General features: G+C 33.7%; 12 protein-coding genes. 2 read left to right on the top strand and 10 right to left on the bottom strand.

The window, feature by feature from the left end:
- Nucleotides 1-509: 509 nt before the first annotated feature.
- Both BN2390_RS19490 and BN2390_RS19495 read right to left on the bottom strand, forming a co-directional pair.
- Nucleotides 510-2,012 (bottom strand): UDP-glucose--hexose-1-phosphate uridylyltransferase, encoded by a 1,503-nt coding sequence (locus BN2390_RS19490; RefSeq protein WP_053985963.1) that lies wholly within the window; start codon nt 2,010-2,012, stop codon nt 510-512.
- Nucleotides 2,013-2,032: 20 nt separating this feature from the next.
- Nucleotides 2,033-3,196 (bottom strand): galactokinase, encoded by a 1,164-nt coding sequence (locus BN2390_RS19495; RefSeq protein ID WP_053985964.1) that lies wholly within the window; start codon nt 3,194-3,196, stop codon nt 2,033-2,035.
- 321 nt (nt 3,197-3,517) lie between these two features.
- On the opposite strand from BN2390_RS19495, the gene BN2390_RS19500 reads away from it, so the two are divergent.
- Entirely contained in the window at nt 3,518-6,055 is a 2,538-nt protein-coding gene (locus tag BN2390_RS19500; protein ID WP_053985965.1) for a glycoside hydrolase family 84 protein, read from the top strand.
- A gap of 20 nt (nt 6,056-6,075) precedes the next feature.
- Nucleotides 6,076-7,113: an aldose epimerase family protein gene (locus BN2390_RS19505; RefSeq protein ID WP_053985966.1), complete on the top strand. Its 1,038-nt coding sequence runs from the start codon at nt 6,076-6,078 to the stop codon at nt 7,111-7,113.
- A gap of 76 nt (nt 7,114-7,189) precedes the next feature.
- Here BN2390_RS19505 and BN2390_RS19510 read toward each other — a convergent pair whose 3' ends face one another.
- The 8 genes from BN2390_RS19510 to BN2390_RS19545 form a co-directional block, all read right to left on the bottom strand.
- Nucleotides 7,190-8,191 carry a LacI family DNA-binding transcriptional regulator gene (locus BN2390_RS19510; protein ID WP_053985967.1) on the bottom strand — a complete coding sequence of 334 codons (1,002 nt, stop codon included), beginning with the start codon at nt 8,189-8,191 and terminating at the stop codon, nt 7,190-7,192.
- Nucleotides 8,192-8,464: 273 nt separating this feature from the next.
- Complete coding sequence (locus BN2390_RS19515; protein WP_053985968.1) at nt 8,465-9,499, bottom strand: carbohydrate ABC transporter permease; 1,035 nt, start codon at nt 9,497-9,499, stop codon at nt 8,465-8,467.
- The gene (locus BN2390_RS19520) at nt 9,489-10,388 is read right to left on the bottom strand and encodes a carbohydrate ABC transporter permease (RefSeq protein WP_053985969.1); all 900 of its coding nucleotides are present in this window, start codon (nt 10,386-10,388) and stop codon (nt 9,489-9,491) included. The genes BN2390_RS19515 and BN2390_RS19520 overlap by 11 nt, the downstream gene beginning before the upstream one ends.
- Before the next feature lie 17 nt (nt 10,389-10,405).
- Entirely contained in the window at nt 10,406-12,970 is a 2,565-nt protein-coding gene (locus BN2390_RS19525; protein ID WP_053985970.1) for a DUF5696 domain-containing protein, read from the bottom strand.
- Nucleotides 12,971-12,974: 4 nt separating this feature from the next.
- Nucleotides 12,975-13,601: a Yip1 family protein gene (locus tag BN2390_RS19530; RefSeq protein WP_053985971.1), complete on the bottom strand. Its 627-nt coding sequence runs from the start codon at nt 13,599-13,601 to the stop codon at nt 12,975-12,977.
- 13 nt (nt 13,602-13,614) lie between these two features.
- Nucleotides 13,615-15,084, bottom strand: coding sequence for an NHL repeat-containing protein (locus BN2390_RS19535; protein WP_053985972.1), 1,470 nt, complete (start codon nt 15,082-15,084; stop codon nt 13,615-13,617).
- Between the two features lie 14 nt (nt 15,085-15,098).
- The gene (locus tag BN2390_RS19540) at nt 15,099-15,986 is read right to left on the bottom strand and encodes a carbohydrate ABC transporter permease (RefSeq protein WP_053985973.1); all 888 of its coding nucleotides are present in this window, start codon (nt 15,984-15,986) and stop codon (nt 15,099-15,101) included.
- A gap of 1 nt (nt 15,987) precedes the next feature.
- Nucleotides 15,988-16,908 (bottom strand): carbohydrate ABC transporter permease, encoded by a 921-nt coding sequence (locus BN2390_RS19545; RefSeq protein ID WP_053985974.1) that lies wholly within the window; start codon nt 16,906-16,908, stop codon nt 15,988-15,990.
- Nucleotides 16,909-16,913: the final 5 nt, after the last annotated feature.

Here is a 16,913-nt window from a genome sequence, read left to right on the forward strand (position 1 = left end):
ATCACACCTAATAATAGAGACAACATAAACAAGGCAACGACTTGATCAAAAGTCGTTGCCTTGTTTTATAGGATGAAAACTTTTAGTATATGATGTAGTCCGATCGGCACTGCCCTTTTCTACTCTATGAAGTAAGTTTTCACTTTCAGTGACACCCTTAAAGAAAAAAGTTGGGTAAGCATCTCTTCTTTGAAGGTAAAAATTTCATGCACCCTATCTATCTTTCTACCGGCAGAATCTAGAAAGTAAGGGCATGCATATACAGTAGACTTGAGAAAGCGAGATGGTTAGGTGTGTTCTCTGGAACCTGCCTACGTAGCTTTCAGAGAAGAAATGTGCGAAATGAAAAAATAACGGTTTTAGGTGTGCTGTCTGAACGAAGTGAGTTCACACCGTTATTATTTTTGAATGAGCTACATTTCTCTGAAAGCGAAGTGTAGCAGGTGAAGGAGAATCCACCTAGCCAACACGCTTAAGTACACTAAATATAATCATGCCCTTACTTAACCCTATTCTGCTAAACTTCCAAAGGTTTCAATAAAGCGTTTGAATCCAGCTATACCTTCTTCATTTAATTTATAAACACCAGCATCTTCAAGTACTCTTACGAATTTATCTCCAAGTGCTTGCTTAATATACTGTTCTATATCCATTGCTTCATTATAAGTAGCTTTTAATCCATCTGCCCAAAGCATATGATTTTCTGCTACGTCAGCTACTTCTCCACGTACATACTTCTTCACTTCTTCTAATTCAGTTAGAAGTCTACCTGGTAAAATAGCGAGTCCCATTACTTCAATCAGTCCAATATTTTCTTTCTTAATATGTTGTACATCTTGATGTGGATGGAATATTCCTAGCGGATGTTCATCTGTTGTACGATTATTACGAAGTACTAATCGCATCACATACTTACTGCCTTCACGCTTACAAATTGGTGTAATCGTATTATGTGGTGTATCTTCTGTATAGGCTAAAATATCACATATTGGATCACTATATGCTCTCCAAAGCTTTAAGATTTCATCGCTACATTTCGCTAATTCTTCTGTTGACTCACCTACTAGCTCAATCGTTGAAAGAGGCCAGTTTACAACTTTCCCTTGAATACTTTTGTATTTAGGTAAAGTGAACTCAAAGAGTGTTGTTGCTTCATCCATAGGGAATGTATGACGTCCACCTTGGTAATGTTCATGTGAAAGAATAGATCCTCCAACAATAGGTAAATCTGCATTAGAACCTATGAAATAGTGTGGAAACTGTGTTGTAAAGTCTAATAAATTATTGAAAGTGCTTGCTGTAATTTGCATTGGTGTATGCGTATCAGATAATATAATACAATGCTCATTGTAATATAAGTATGGTGAATACTGCATAAGCCATTTTTTATTATTTAATTCTAAACGAATCATACGATGATTTGCTCGATCTGGGTGTTTGATTGTACCTTCATATCCTTCATTTTCTTGACATAAAAGACATGTTGGGTAATTACTACTTGGAGCTAATCTTTCTAGTGCAATTTGCTTAGGATCTTTTTCTGGTTTTGATAAGTTAATTGTAATTTGAATTTCTCCATATGGAGAATCCACATTAAATTGTTTGTTCTTCGCTAACTGTCTCACCTTGATATAAGTAGAAAGTTGGCTAAGTTCATAGAAATAATCTGTTGCAGCTTTTACATCATTTTTATAAAGTTCAAAGAACTTTCTATTAACGCCTGATGGTTTATCTAAAAATAGATCCATAAGGTGGCTAACGAATTGATCCTTAGCCGCCATATGTTCTTCAATAAGTTCTTTTTCAAGTGCAATCTCTAAAAGTGCATCTAAAGTTTCATATTGATTGGTTTCTACTTTTTCTGAAACCTCATAATAGTCTTCTTTAAAAAGTGCTAACACTCTATTTCTAATGTAGATTGCATCCATTTCTTCAATAAGATGATTCTCTATATTAAGTTCTATAAGTCTATCGATAAACCCACATAACTTCTTAGTTAAATTCTTTTCCATCTTTACACGCCTCCTAGGAATTAATCCACTCTAATTGGTCCATCTCCTATATTCGCTACAAAGAAAGAAGCTTCATATCCAATAACTTCTTTATACTTTTTGCCTACTTGTTCAATAAAGTTATCTACGCTTTCATTTTCTACAAGTGCGATACCACATCCACCAAAACCAGCACCTGTCATACGTGCTCCAAGTACACCTTCTGCTTGCCAAGCAGCTTCAGCTAATGTATCTAATTCAATACCTGTTACTTCATAATCTTTACAAAGTGAAGTATGAGAACTATTAAGTAATCGGCCTAATTGAACTAAGTCACCTTCAGCTAAAGCTGTTGTAGCTTGTTTTACACGCGCATTCTCTGTAATAACATGGTGTACTCTACGGTATTCAACTTCTGTTAAAAGTTCTTTATTGGCTTCTAATTCTTCTAAAGTAATCTCACAAAGGTTATTTGCCGTGCATACTGTTTGAAGTTTTTCTAAAGCACTTTCACATTCACTACGTCTTTCATTATATTTAGAATCAGCTAATTCTCTACGTTTATTAGTATTCATAATAACAATGCTATGTTTTTCTAATTGTAATGGATGATAAGAGTATTCTAATGTATTACAATCTAATAAAATCACATGATCTTTTTTTCCTAAAGCAATGGCAAATTGATCCATGATTCCACTATTTACGCCTATGTATTGATTTTCAACTTTTTTACCTAATAATGCAGCTTCAACTGGTGTAATTGGTAATTCAAATAAATCTTTAAAAATTGTAACAGAAAGCATTTCAAGTGATGCTGAAGAAGATAGACCTGAGCCATTTGGTATATTGCCATATACAACAATGTCAAATCCATGTTGTAACGCATAATCTTCTTCAATAAGTGCTTTTGCCACACCTTTTAAATAATTTACCCAGTTATGTTCTTTATTGTATTCTAAGTTATCTAAGCTAAATTCAATAATCCCTATTTCTTCAAAGTTTATTGAGTAGGCCCTTACTAACTTATCTTCTCTTTTACCTACTAAAGCATAGGTTCCTAAGGTAATAGGACTTGGGAAAACTAGCCCTCCATTATAGTCAATATGCTCACCTATAATATTAATTCTACCAGGTGCAAAGTATTTTCTGTCTGCAGCTTTACCAAATTCCTCTTGGAACTTTGAACTCATTTCTGCAAAATCCATTTAATCAACTCCTTAGTGTTTTTTTACTTTATTTTACCTTATATTATCATATGTTTACTAAAAAAACCACTGAAAATTTTATCTGAATTTTATTTTTTATAATTTATTTTTGGAAACCTTTTTCTTCATATAGTTTCTATGCTAGTTTTTATTGTAAATTCTAATTTCATATACTATTTTTCATATAGATTTTACAAACTCAGAGGCCAAATTCTAGTGACAATACCTAAATTATAAAAAGTACATGAAAAATAGTAAAAAATATAGTAAAATATTAATAGTTACAATCTAAACATATTAATTTTAAGAGAGGTATTCATCATGTGTACGACTTACACTATTTTTCCTGTACCACAACAAGTTATCTATAATAACAAACAACTTACAATCACTAAAAATGTTGCTATTTTAGCAGAAGCAAAACCAAAAACAGCAACACTTAATGCATTAGAAAAAGCACTATCTTCTATTGGCGTAAATTATGAATTTGTAGAGCAACCAGTAGATGGTCAAACTCATATTTATCTAAAAGACCAAGCAACTTCTACTACTGCTTTAGAACTTAATAAAACAGAAGGTTATACACTTTCTATTACAGGTGATACATATTGTGATATTACAATTGCTGGTTGCGATATTGATGGTATTCATTATGGGGTAATTACACTTAGTAAAATTTTTAGCCAGTTAAACAATAATACAATTGAATCTTTATCAATGACTGATTATCCTCAAATCCTTTACAGAGGTTATATTGAAGGTTTCTATGGATTCCCATGGAGCCATGAAGATCGTAAAGACTTAATGGTATTTGGGGGAGAACAAAAGCTTAATACATACATTTATGCTCCAAAAGATGATCCATATCATAGAAGTCACTGGAGAGAACTCTATCCAGCTGATAAAGCAAAAGAAATTGCAGAACTTGCTTTAGTTGGACATGAGAATAACGTAAACTTTGTATGGACTATCCACCCTGGTGATTCTATAGATTTAGACTCTGAAGCAGATTTCAAATCAACCATTGCAAAGTTAGAACAGCTTTATGATCTTGGCGTTCGCCAATTTGGTATTTTATTTGATGACATCGGTGGCTATCCAGACGGGGCTCAACAAGCACGTTACATCAACCGTGTAGATAGTGAATTTATTAAGCCAAAAGGAGATGTGCGTCCACTTCTTACTGTAGGTACTAGATATTGTGAAGCTTGGGGACCTTCTATGGAGAAATACTTCAAACCTTTTGTTGAACTTCTTCATGATGATGTTGAAATTATGTGGACTGGCTCTGCTACAATGTCTAATGTGTCTAAAGAACAATTTGATGCACCAAAACGTACGATTAACTCTGATAAGAACTTATCTGTATGGTGGAACTATCCAGTTAATGACTACTGTGATGCAAAAATGCTTATGGGTAAAATTGAAAACCTTAATCCTGATGTAGACAACATTAACGGTTTCTTCTCAAACCCTATGAACCAAGCTCAAGCTTCTAAACAAGCTCTTTTCTGTATTGCTGACCACAACTGGAATACAGCAAGCTATGACTGTGAAGCAAGCTTTGTACATTCATTCAAGGCTATTGCACCTGAAGTTGCTAACGAACTTCAAATCTTCGCTTCTAACTGTTCTTATGTAAAAGAAGACGGTGGTGTAAGTGGCACATTCTTATTTGATGAGTCATGGTACTTAGCATCTGATATTGAAGCCCTTGCTACTCATTTAGAAAACGGTACAGATTTAACCCAAACTAGCAAAGCACTTCTTACTGAATTTGCTAAAATGGAAAAAGCCATTGATACGATTGATGCTAAATGTACAAATAGTGCACTTGTTGCAGAGCTTCGTCCTTTCTTAGACGCTACTCGCCTTATGGGACAAGCTGGTCAAAACACTATGGAAGCACTTCTTGCATTACAAGCTCATGATATTAAAACAATGGAAGCAAGAAATGAAGCTGCACTTAAACAACTTGAAGCAATGGAAGATTGTAAAGTACTCCGCCTCAAAGATGGTGCCGAAAGATACTTTACTGTAGATGTTGGTACACTTCGTATCAAACCATTTTTAACAGAAACATTAAAGAAATCTGCTATCCTTGCTGGTATTGAGACTGCTCCAATCACACTTAATTATGATATGAATAACATTGCACTTGCATCTTGTGGTGTAACTGCTTGTGCTTCTGGTGAAGTACAAAAAGATCAAGAACCAGAAAAAGTAATTGATGGCACAATTAGAAGTGGTAAATGGTGTTCTCGTGATTACAGACCATACTTAACTCTTGACCTACAAGAAGTTAAAAACATTAAACAATATCGTATCATTAACTGTGGTCACCCTGAAGCTGGTGAAACACGTATTTGGAATACAAAAGCTTTACAAATTCTTGCAAGTACAGACGGAGAAAATTATACTGTAGTTGATGAAGTTAAAGATAATACTGAAGATATTATTAACAGAATGCTCTTTACACCTGTAGATGCTAGATATATTCGTTTACAAATCATTGAGCCAGCTCAAATTAGCATCAATGGTGGCGGACATACAAGAATCTATGCATTTGAACTCTTTGAAGAAGGTTATCCATATCAATCAAGAAAAGTTCAACCTTCTGAAATTGAATGCACTACAGATAACCAAGTTGTTATCCGTAATGTAGATAAAGGTGATGTGATCAACCTTTACACCGATTTAGATGCGACTACACCTGTTGTAACTTCACCTGAAGTGCTCGACGGTGAGACATCTGTATGCTTCAATAATCTTCCACTTAATACATTTAATACGCGAATCTTTGTAGAACGTACTGCTAAAAACTATCTTCCAAGTGTTAGAACTTCTAAAGGATTATAATAAAAGGCTGGAGGGCATATATGAAAATTAATGTAGAAACGATTAAACTAGGCACACTTTCAGTACAGAAGATCAACCTTACCAATGATTTAGGTATGGAATTAGAATGTTTAAACTTTGGTGGTGCTATTACAAAGCTTACAGCACCTGACCGTAATGGTGTATTTGAAAATATTATACTTGCTTACAAAAGCTTAGAAGATTATCTAGAAAATCCTTCTTTCTTTGGTACTGTTATTGGACGTACAGCTGGTCGCATCCACAAAGGTCAAGTGACTATTGATGGGCAAGTTTATCCTTTAACACCAACTCAAGGCATCCATACACTTCATGGTGGTAAGGAAGGTTTCCACAAAAAACTTTGGGATATTGAAACATTCGAAGCAGAAAATAAAGTAGGGGTACACTTCTCTTATACTAGTGCTGATATGGAAGAAGGTTATCCAGGTAATTTAAATGTAAAATTTACTTATACCCTTACAAACGAAAATGCTTTAGAAATTTCTTACTGTGCTACAACTGATAAAGATACGGTTGTCAATCTTACTAATCATTCTTACTTCAACTTATCAGGATATATGAAGCAAAATATTGCACCACAAATCCTACAAGTTAGTAGTAACCAAGTTCTAGAATTAGATAATGATAATATTCCTACTGGTACTGTATTAGATGTAAAAGAACATACTACTTTTGATTTCAATGCACCTCGTGCCATCGGCGTACATATTGAGGATCCATTTATGAATCCACAAAGAGGTTACGACCATCCTTGGCTTCTTACACCTAATACTTCTGCGTGTGCTAGTCTCTACGATGAAGTATCTGGAAGACAAATGATAGTTTCTACAACTGAGCCTGCTCTTGTTCTTTATACAATGAACTTTGCAGATCCATACATGCTAGATAATGATACACTTGCTTCTCCTCGCCGTGCTATTTGCTTCGAAACACAAAAGCCACCTATTGGCCATAACGAAAGTTTCAAAGAATATAGCCTTTTAAAAGTAGGTGAAGTATTACACTCTACTACAGAGTATAAATTTACTGTTAGATAATCAAAAAGAATGCCCCTAAAACATTTACTTAATGTTTTAGGGGCATTCTTACTTTATAGATTATTTACTTTATAAGTTATTTGCTTATTTTTTTTGTACTTTCTCTTATAACGAGTTTGTTAGAAACGATAATTTTCTTACTGATGCTACTTCCCTTTTCAATCTCATCAATAAGAATCTGAATACCTGTTTCTCCCATTGCATCTGGATAAATCTTAACTGTTGTAAGTGCAGGACTTAAAAATTGAGCTGTTTGAATATCATTGAAACCTACAATACTAATATCATCTGGTATATTAAGACCTTTTTCATTAATAGCACGGTAAGCACCTATAGCCATTGTATCACTTGCTACAAAGCAAGCTGTTGGTCTTTCATCCTTTTCAAGTAAGCCCTTCATAAGCTTGTATCCATCTTGTAAGCTAAAGTTACCCTTATATACCCACTCTGGATGATATTCTAAATTTGTAAACATATATTGTATATAGGCTTTTTCACGAGGATCTTCAATCTTTTTAGTACCATTGTTGATAACCTCTTCTCCACCAATGTATGCAATATGTGTATGCCCTAATGATTGTAAATGTCCAAGAGCTGCTATTGTCCCATGTTCATAATCTGTTGTCACACAATCATATTTATTATAAGCTTCAATATAGTCAACAATAACAATATTTTTACTAATAGCTTCTAACTTACCAATTTCATCTTCTCCAAACTTACCAATTCCTATAATACCATCTACATCTTTGTATTCTCTAATATTTTGAATACTATCGATAGTCTTATATGCATACCCTCTTTCTTGACAACGCTTTTCCGCTGCTAAACGAATAGCTAAGTAGTAAGGATCATTTAGTTCTTGCTCTTGTGTATACCAATTTAAAATACCTATTGTATACTTGTTACTTTTACTTTTTCTTACACGTAAAGTTGTATAGTTTAATTCCTCTGCTGTTTCAAATACTTTTTGTTTTGTTGCTTCTGAAACATTAAGTGTCTCATCATAATTTAGTACTCTCGAGACTGTTGTAATGGATACTCCAGCTTTATCAGCTATTTCTTTAATTGTAGCCATATTTTCCTCCTTATTTTCATATTCTTATATTTTTACACATATATCTCGTATTATATATCCCACGCTTGATCCATAACTATCATCTATCATACTCTATCTTCTTTTATTAGAAGTAAATGACTGCTATGCCCCTAAATAACAACTTCTAAACTAAGAGGTCTGTTTATGAAATCATACCACTTTCATATAGTGTCTGACAAGCTATTTTTTACTAAAAAAAGCCACAGACTTATATTGTCTGTGGCATTTTTTTATCTGCTGCTTAGTATCTTATTATCCAACGATACCTGAACGCTCTAAACTTTCTACTAAGTTTCTTTGTACGATGAAGTATACAATCAGTAGCGGAATTAAGAAAATGATTAATGCCGCTTGCTTTGTTGCATCAAATGTAAGCTGGCTTGTTAAGAATACATTGAACTGATCGAAAAGAATAGAGTTAATTCTATCTCTTTGCTCTGCACCGAATAGACGTTGTAGTACAACACTTAAATATGGTCCATCTGGATGGAAGTAGTTCGTATAGTAAACATCCCCATAGTTCCATACGAATGAAAGAACACCAACTGTCATAATTGGAGGCATTGCGTTAGGGAACATAATTTTAAAGTATGTACGATAGAAACCACAACCATCAATTACAGCTGCTTCTTCAAACTCATTTGGCATAGTAATAAAGAACTGTCTAAAAATGAAGATGAAGAGCCCTTGTTTTACCCCAAATCCTAAAAAGGCTAATATATAAAGTACAAATGGTTTATTAATAAGGTCTATTGTCGAACCATTCATAAGTGTAATTAAGCCAAAGATATCAAATTGTTTGAAGTGAAGGTATTGAGAAATTAATAATGCTTGTGGTGGTACTAAGAATGTAAGTACTACTAAAGCAAATATAATATTTCTACCTTTGAAATCAATTCTAGCAAGTGAGTACCCTGCCATTGCACTCATAAATACTTGAATTACAGCCATACTTAATGCGTAAAGAAGTGAAATGATAAGCCCCATAAAGCTTCCACCTAAGGCAATCTTGAAGGCTGCCTTAAAACTAAGAAGAGAGAACTCTTTTGGAATCCAGATAACGTCAGGGTTACCTAAGTCAGCCATTTCTCCAAAAACTAGTGGGAAAAGTTTTAACATAGGATAAAGGATTACAAAACATAATCCTAGTATAAGTGAGTAAAAGCAAAGTTTGTACCCAATACCCATAGCTTCTTTTTTAATACGATAGCCATCCCATGGGATCTTTGCACTTTTTAATTCTCTCGCTTTCACAAATCTGTCGTTACTAACTACTTTATTTGCCATAATCTAGTTTCACCACCTTCTTCAAGAACCAGCTAATAAATACAAGTAATACAATTGCATTAACAATAAAGATAATAGAAAGTGCAGAACCTACACCAATTTTACTCTTAATAAAAGCAAAGTTATGAATTTCTTTTGTTACTGGTGAGCTTAAGAATAGCTCAACAAGTGTGTAGATTGCTACGAAAAATGTAATGTTTGCTGTTGAAGGAATTGTAACCTTCCAGAATGTTTCGTATGTCGTTGCACCTTCAATTTTTGCTACTTCATAAAGAGCAGGGCTGATAGATTGAAGACCCGCTAAGAAGATTAAAGTTTGTACCCCTGATTTTGTAATCAGTGTAAAAATACCTGTTATCGTACTTTGAATAAAGGCTACAACTTCTGGAGGTAATCCAGTAAACTGCAGTATAGACTCCGCAAAAGACGTTTCAGCAAATACTGCTGTTGTTGCTGCTTGTGTCATCATACCTGTATCAATACTCATCATGCTTACTACAACATCTAATCCAAGAATAATTGGTAAGAAGAAAATGATACGTACAATAGCTCTTCCTGGGAACTTAGCATTAATAATTAATGCTAAGAACAAGGAGAAGATTACTGTAAGTGGTACATTGATTAACATCTTTTGATTTTCTTCAACAAGTAGTCTAAGTACTTGAGTATTCTCTGTTGTTACTTCTGTTTTAAATAGATCTATATAGTTCTGTATACCTGAGAATGCTAAATTCATCCCTCCAGCTTCCCCTACAGATACATGGTTAAAAGAATAAACTGTTGTGTTAATAATAGGTATTGCAAAGAATGTAATAAACCCGATTATCCAAGGCAAGATAAAAATAAAGCCGTGTATTTTTCTCTTTGTTGAATATTTTAGTGCTCTCATTTTATATCCTCCCTCAATTATTTAATAATCTCATACCCTACTGCATCAATTGTACGTCCTTCAACTTGTACTGGATATGGATTGTAGTTTACAAGCACTTTTGTACCATTTGCATACTCTGTTTCAAAGGCACCTGCTTCAAGCATTCTATGATTTTTAATTTCTCTTGTACCAATTGTATTAAATGCTTCACTGTATTCACTATAAAGTGCTTCCATCTCTGGTTTAAGTGTGTTGTAATCTACACTTAAATACTCTCTATATTGTGAATCTTTTAATACATCTTGGTTTGTTGCACTTATTGTAAATTTAGGATAACTACCTACTTCTAAAGCTTGTAATAAGTAATAATCTTTACTTTCTTTAGACATATTCACATTAAGCGTTGTATACTCTACTAATCCATTCATTACAAGTTGTCTAAATGGAATACTTGAATACATTGTTCCATAGTTACTGCTCTCTCTTGAGATATTTACTGCATAATCACAGTAAGGTAATGTATTCATGTTTGGATTGTTAAAGGCTAATACCTTATTCTCACTTAACTGAGCTAATCCATTTTCAATCATCACATTTGCTTGTACAGGTGTTAAGATCTCTTCTTCTTTATAATTTGCATAATAAGTATTTGGTACATCACCAACTGAAATGTTATTAATTCCTTCTGTACCTTTTACAAAACGATTAACAATATCTCCAAAGAATTTTGGATGCATACGATAAGTAGGTTCAAATTCTGGTGAATATTTACCTGTTGTGTAATCGTAATCATAAATTGCTACTGGTTTACTATCATAGTTATAAAGACCATGCACTTTTGCACTAAATGGATAACTTGTATCTTTGATTGTCATTAAGTCTGTTCCAAAGAAAATTTGATCATTACTAGCTTCTACTGCTTGCACTAATGCGTCAAATTCTTTTTTACTACCATTTTCTTTTACAAGGCTTGCTTTTGATTGAAGACCTGTTTTCTCTCCACCAAAGAACGCACCTTCATAGTTAAGAACAAGATTCATATCGCTAAGCTCTTCCACTATCGCTTGCGCTTGTTCATAAGTAGTCATTGAAATGGTTTTATCATATGGTACCCCAGCAATACGTGCTGGAATAGTAAGTGCGCCAAGCATATCTATATACATTTTTGGCTCAGTTACATAATTTTGTGTTAAACCATGTTTCTCAGTTAAATATTCTTTATAGGTATTTGCCATATCAAAATAGGTTACTGAGTCGTTGAAAAGTTTATAACGTACTGTATAGTCCATATCAATTTTGCCTGTAGATGCTAAGTATCTACTATCGTTATCACTATATGGTCCCATCAGCTTAACCCTTGAATATTGCATTACATCTACAGATGGATAAACCTTGTTGTTTACACTTCCTCCTGTAGAGATATCGTTCGTCCCCAGACGTACATTAACTGTTGCGAGTTCTGCTCCTGATTCAATAATCCCCATAAATCCATGCGTAGCATTTTCATCTTTGCCATAAGTCATACCAAATACTGGCATATGAATGTCTTCTTTGAATGTTGGCATTTGATACATTTGATCATAGTATGTATTATCATAAACTGGTCTTGAATATTGTGGGTATGCTGCATTGTAAGAATTTAATTCAAATAATGCCCCAGCTCCATCAGGAACCATGATATATCCATCTTTAACATCTTCTGAAGATGCGTGTCCAAAAGTAGCATAAGCTTCAATGTTTTGTAATTCGAAATAATCATTTCCACTTGTACACTCAGAAGTTGGTACATTAATAACTAAGTCTTCTCCATCAAGTGTAACATCTACTACAATTTTAAAGCTTGCAATTTGTGGAATTTCAATATCTAAACCAGCAGCCTCATTATCTGCTTTTACCATTTCTTCTGTATAACCAATGATTTGTACCATTTCATTAAGTTGTTTTACAGCACTTGGTGGTAAAGCTTTGGCATCAACAATTTTAAATCCACCTTTTGTTAAGTCTTTCATATAGACTTTCTTTAAAATGTTTTTGTAGTTTGCAGCTTGTTTATCAGTGATAGCCCCTTCTTTGGCCTTCTTCTCTATTTCATCATAAAATCTTGAGTTAAGATATTCACTTTCAATATAACTTGGTAATAACTGATCAGGCTTTTTAGTTGAAGTTTCGAAGTATAAAGTAAGTTTTACCCCATCTTCAATTCGGTCAATACTATAATTACCTGGTTCAATGACGTCTACAAAAGCGTCCCATTCGTTCTTTTTATTATCTCCACTTAAATAAGAGATCGTTAAAATCGATTTATCCTTGTTATTACTTGGTGCTGCAACTTTACTTGTCCACTCTCTGCCACTTACTTTATCTGCTACTCTAATATCAAGTGTATCAGTATCTAAGTGAAGCTCTTTAGTTGCAGATTCTGCAACTAAGAGTTCGCCTTTTTTAATATCTATAGATCCTTTAACCTCTTTTATCCCTTCTCGTTCAACACTTGCAACTTGTGCTGCTTTAAGTGTTAGGTGAGGAATGACCTTAACTGTTCCTGCTACTAAAACTACTACTGCTACCCCTAGAATAATATTACGTATCTTTTTATTCATTCTCTCACCACCTTCTAATAAATTCTTGTCCTAATGTTGATATAAAACTAATAACTTGTTCCATTAAAGAGAAGTAAAGTACACTAATGAAAATAATAACGATTGCAGCAACTGCTGTAGTAATTAATGTAATTACACTCTCTTTAGCTGTATATTCATGTACAGTTGTAACACCACAGAATACTAAATAATAGAACCATAACATTCCTACTGCATTAAAAGCAAAGAGTAAACTTGCTTCCTCTAAAATAATAATGTTACTGATTGCAATTGTAGCTACTTGGAATAAAAGCATTGGGCAAATCGCATATCCTATAACCATGTAAAGATCTTTGATTTTTCCTTTACCATTACACAAAGTAGATACACTCCAGTTACTTACAATAAATAGAAGTAATGGTGCTACTGTTAAAACAAAAGTAGCAATACTATTGATTTTATACGCTGGGAAACTATTAACTACAAATCCTGTATATTGATTATTTAAAATCATTGCTATTCCATATGCTAAAATTAAAACTGTTGCAAGCCATATGTTACCTTTTCCACGCCATTTAATTTCATAAAAAGCATCGAATGGGTGAAAAAGCGTATATTTTAGGTATTTAAGCTCTTCTACAACTTTATTCATTTTTACACCCTCCTTACATTTTCTGCTTTTTATAATAGCGCCATTCAGAGAAGATTACCCCGCCTATCACTAATACAAATGTAGCAAAAATCCAACCAAAATGATCTTTAATCCAAATACTTCTGTAGCCATTAAATGCTTTAGAATAGTATTCTTGGTTGTCTCCAAGTTTAAAGTAATACATAGCTGTTTCATAATCTTCTTTCATCAGATAGGATTTACCAATGGTTGAATAAGCCATTTCATAGTTACCATTGATTGCAACAGCATTTAATAAAAGTTCTGTTGCTTTGTCCCACTCACCATTAAAGTAAGCTTCTGAAGCACTAAGCGCTAATTTACCAAATTCAGTTGGCGCATAAACATACGCTGCTTTCATTTGTTTATCTGTTATAACAAGCTTTTCTCCAAGCCATGCAATAGAAGAAGGATCTGCAAATTCACCTTTCATGTAACCTTTACCACCAAAGATGTTCATAAGTTCTCCATCAAAGTTATAAATGAAGATACGTCCTTTTTCTTTATCAAGTACTGCATATGTACCATAGTCAGTAAGCGCAATATCTGTAAATTTACTAATACGTGCTACTGATGTTGATGTTGGATCTGTATTTAAATCACCACGTACTTTCCAGAATCCATTTTCACGAAGTACATTTTCCCCTTTTGGGTTAAATCTAAATACTGCATCTTGTGCACTGCTATCTTGTGTTGTTGCATAAATAAAACCTTCATCATCAATTTCGATATTGTTGAATGATGGCGCTAAAACTTTTTGCATTTTAGCTTTTTGTTCTTCAGATGCTTGTTGTCTCCAGAAGTAATCAAGTAAATTTACTTTTGGTTTGTTAACCCCAAAGTATCTTACAAACTCACCATCTTGGTTAAGTTCAATAATCCCTTCAAATCCTGATTGTACAACTACATAGATTCTATTGATTCTATCTACTGCAATCTTTGAAGGTTTAAATACAGTTTGTCCAACCATATTTGTTGGTTGATTAATAATTTTCTTAAGTGAAAAGTCTTTTTCATTTAAGACAACAATTCTTTGGTTACCAGTATCAGCAATATAAATCTCTTCTTCTGGTTCATGTACGAATACACCTTCTGGTGCATTAAGTACAATTTGTTTTTTTGTTTTTTCGTCAACTGCAATTTTTCCTTCTGCATTACGTACTACTTTAATAGAAGTGATAAGCTCTAAATCTGGATTAAATACATTTACTCTAGATTCTACGCTATCAACAATATAGATTCTGTCGCCTGATACCGTTACATCATCCATACTTGAAACTTTTACTTCTCCCATACTTCCTTGATCTATCGTTGTATACAGTTCAAAGAAAGGAATATCTTCAATTACTCTACCCCAATAGTCATACGCGTAATTCATCTCACGTGTGTTTTGTCCATATACAAAACTTGGGATACAGAGCATTACTATCAAAAGATAGGCAAAAAAGTTTTTCCCTTTACGCATCTTACTCACCCCCATTAGTCTTTCATTCCTGATGTTGCCATAGTCTCAATAACGTTAGATTGAGAAATTACAAAGACAGTAACCGGTACGATCATCATAATTAGCGAAACAACTGATGCTACCCCTGTTCTTGCAATACCCCCTCCAATAATTTGAGATAATGAGTAACTAATTGGCTTTAAGTTTTCAGAATAGATAAAGTTACCACCTGTTGCTCCCCAAAGTGTTTGGAAAGATAAGATACAAAGTGTAATCCAAGCTGGTTTACAAAGTGGAATAATTACAGTCCAGAATACTCTTATTTCACTTGCTCCATCAATCTTAGCTGATTCAATAAGTGCCATTGGAATCTGAACGATAAAGTTCTTCATCAGATAAAGTCCAAGTGTTGAACCAATAACTGGTAAAATAACTGCCCAATATGTATTAACCATTCCTAACTTACTCATGATGATATAGTTAGGTATAGCTGTAACTGATGCGTTAAACATAAGTGCATAAACGATGATATTAGACATCACTTGTGAACCTGGGAACTTATACTTAGCAAGTGGATACGCTGCCATTGTTCCTAAAAGTACTGTACCAAAGGTTCCAAGTAATGTTATAAGAAGTGTATTAAATATGTATCTTGAAAATGGAACCCAAGAGTTATTGATAATTGTTGATAAATCATAAAAGTTATTTAAAGTAGGGTTTTGAACAAAGAGTTTTGGTGGGAATAAGAAAATCTCACTCATCGGCTTAAATGCATTGTTGATTGCATATAAGAGAGGATAAGCACTAAAGAGTGCAAACCCTCCAAGAAGGATCATCAGACCAAGGTCGCCACCAATACTTCTATTTCTACGTGTAAATTTTCTACTATTAATGGATTGTTTAACTTTTTGTATAACGTTCATATTAATCCCCAACCCTTCTCAGCATTTTTTGAACGATGATATTGGCTATTAACATAACGAAGAATAATACTGTCGCAATAGCACTTGCATATCCCATTTCAAATCTTACATTACCGTAGTCATGTAAGTGAGTAAGAATGGTATGACCTGCATAATCTACTGATGGGAATCCCGCAAGCTCAATAGATATAGCTGATACAGATAGTGAGTTTGTAATCTGCATTACCGCACCGAACATAAGCTGTGGTTTCATAGATGGAAGTGTAATGTGCCATAATTCTTGCCATCTATTTTTAATACCATCCATAGCTCCTGCTTCATATAATGACTTGTCTACAGTTTGTAAACCAGCGATGAATGCCAGGAAACTTACCCCAAGACTTAACCATAATTGAACTACAATTAAGATTGGTAAGATGTAATCTGCATTTTCAAACCATAAGATTGGTGAATCAATAAGACCTAATTTCATAAGCCATGCATTTGCAAAACCATACATATCAGATGAGAAAATTAATTTCCAAATAAGATATACGTTACCTGATATTGATGGTGCGTAGAAAATAAGTGTTAAGATTGCACGTGGTTTTGGTGGTAATTCGTTGATTAACCACGCAAAGATGAAACACATAATATAACTTATTGGCCCTGTAATAAAAGCAAGTAATAACGTATTTTTAACGGCTATAAGAAAAACTTCATCTCTTGCCAAAAGTTCGATATAGTTAGCAAGTCCAACAAAGTCTGGTGCTTCTAACATGTTAAAGGATGTAAAACTAAGTCCCATTGCTACAAGTACAGGCACTAAGTTAAAAATCACGAAAATAATCGCAAAAGGCATAATGAGTAAATATTTTTCTTTATGTAGTCTCCATGCTTCCTTTAAGGGTAGGCGCCCTTTTTTGTTTGTTGTTGTTTCCATGCTAC

This window comes from Niameybacter massiliensis (genome assembly GCF_001282685.1).
Taxonomy (GTDB): domain Bacteria; phylum Bacillota; class Clostridia; order Lachnospirales; family Cellulosilyticaceae; genus Holtiella; species Holtiella tumoricola.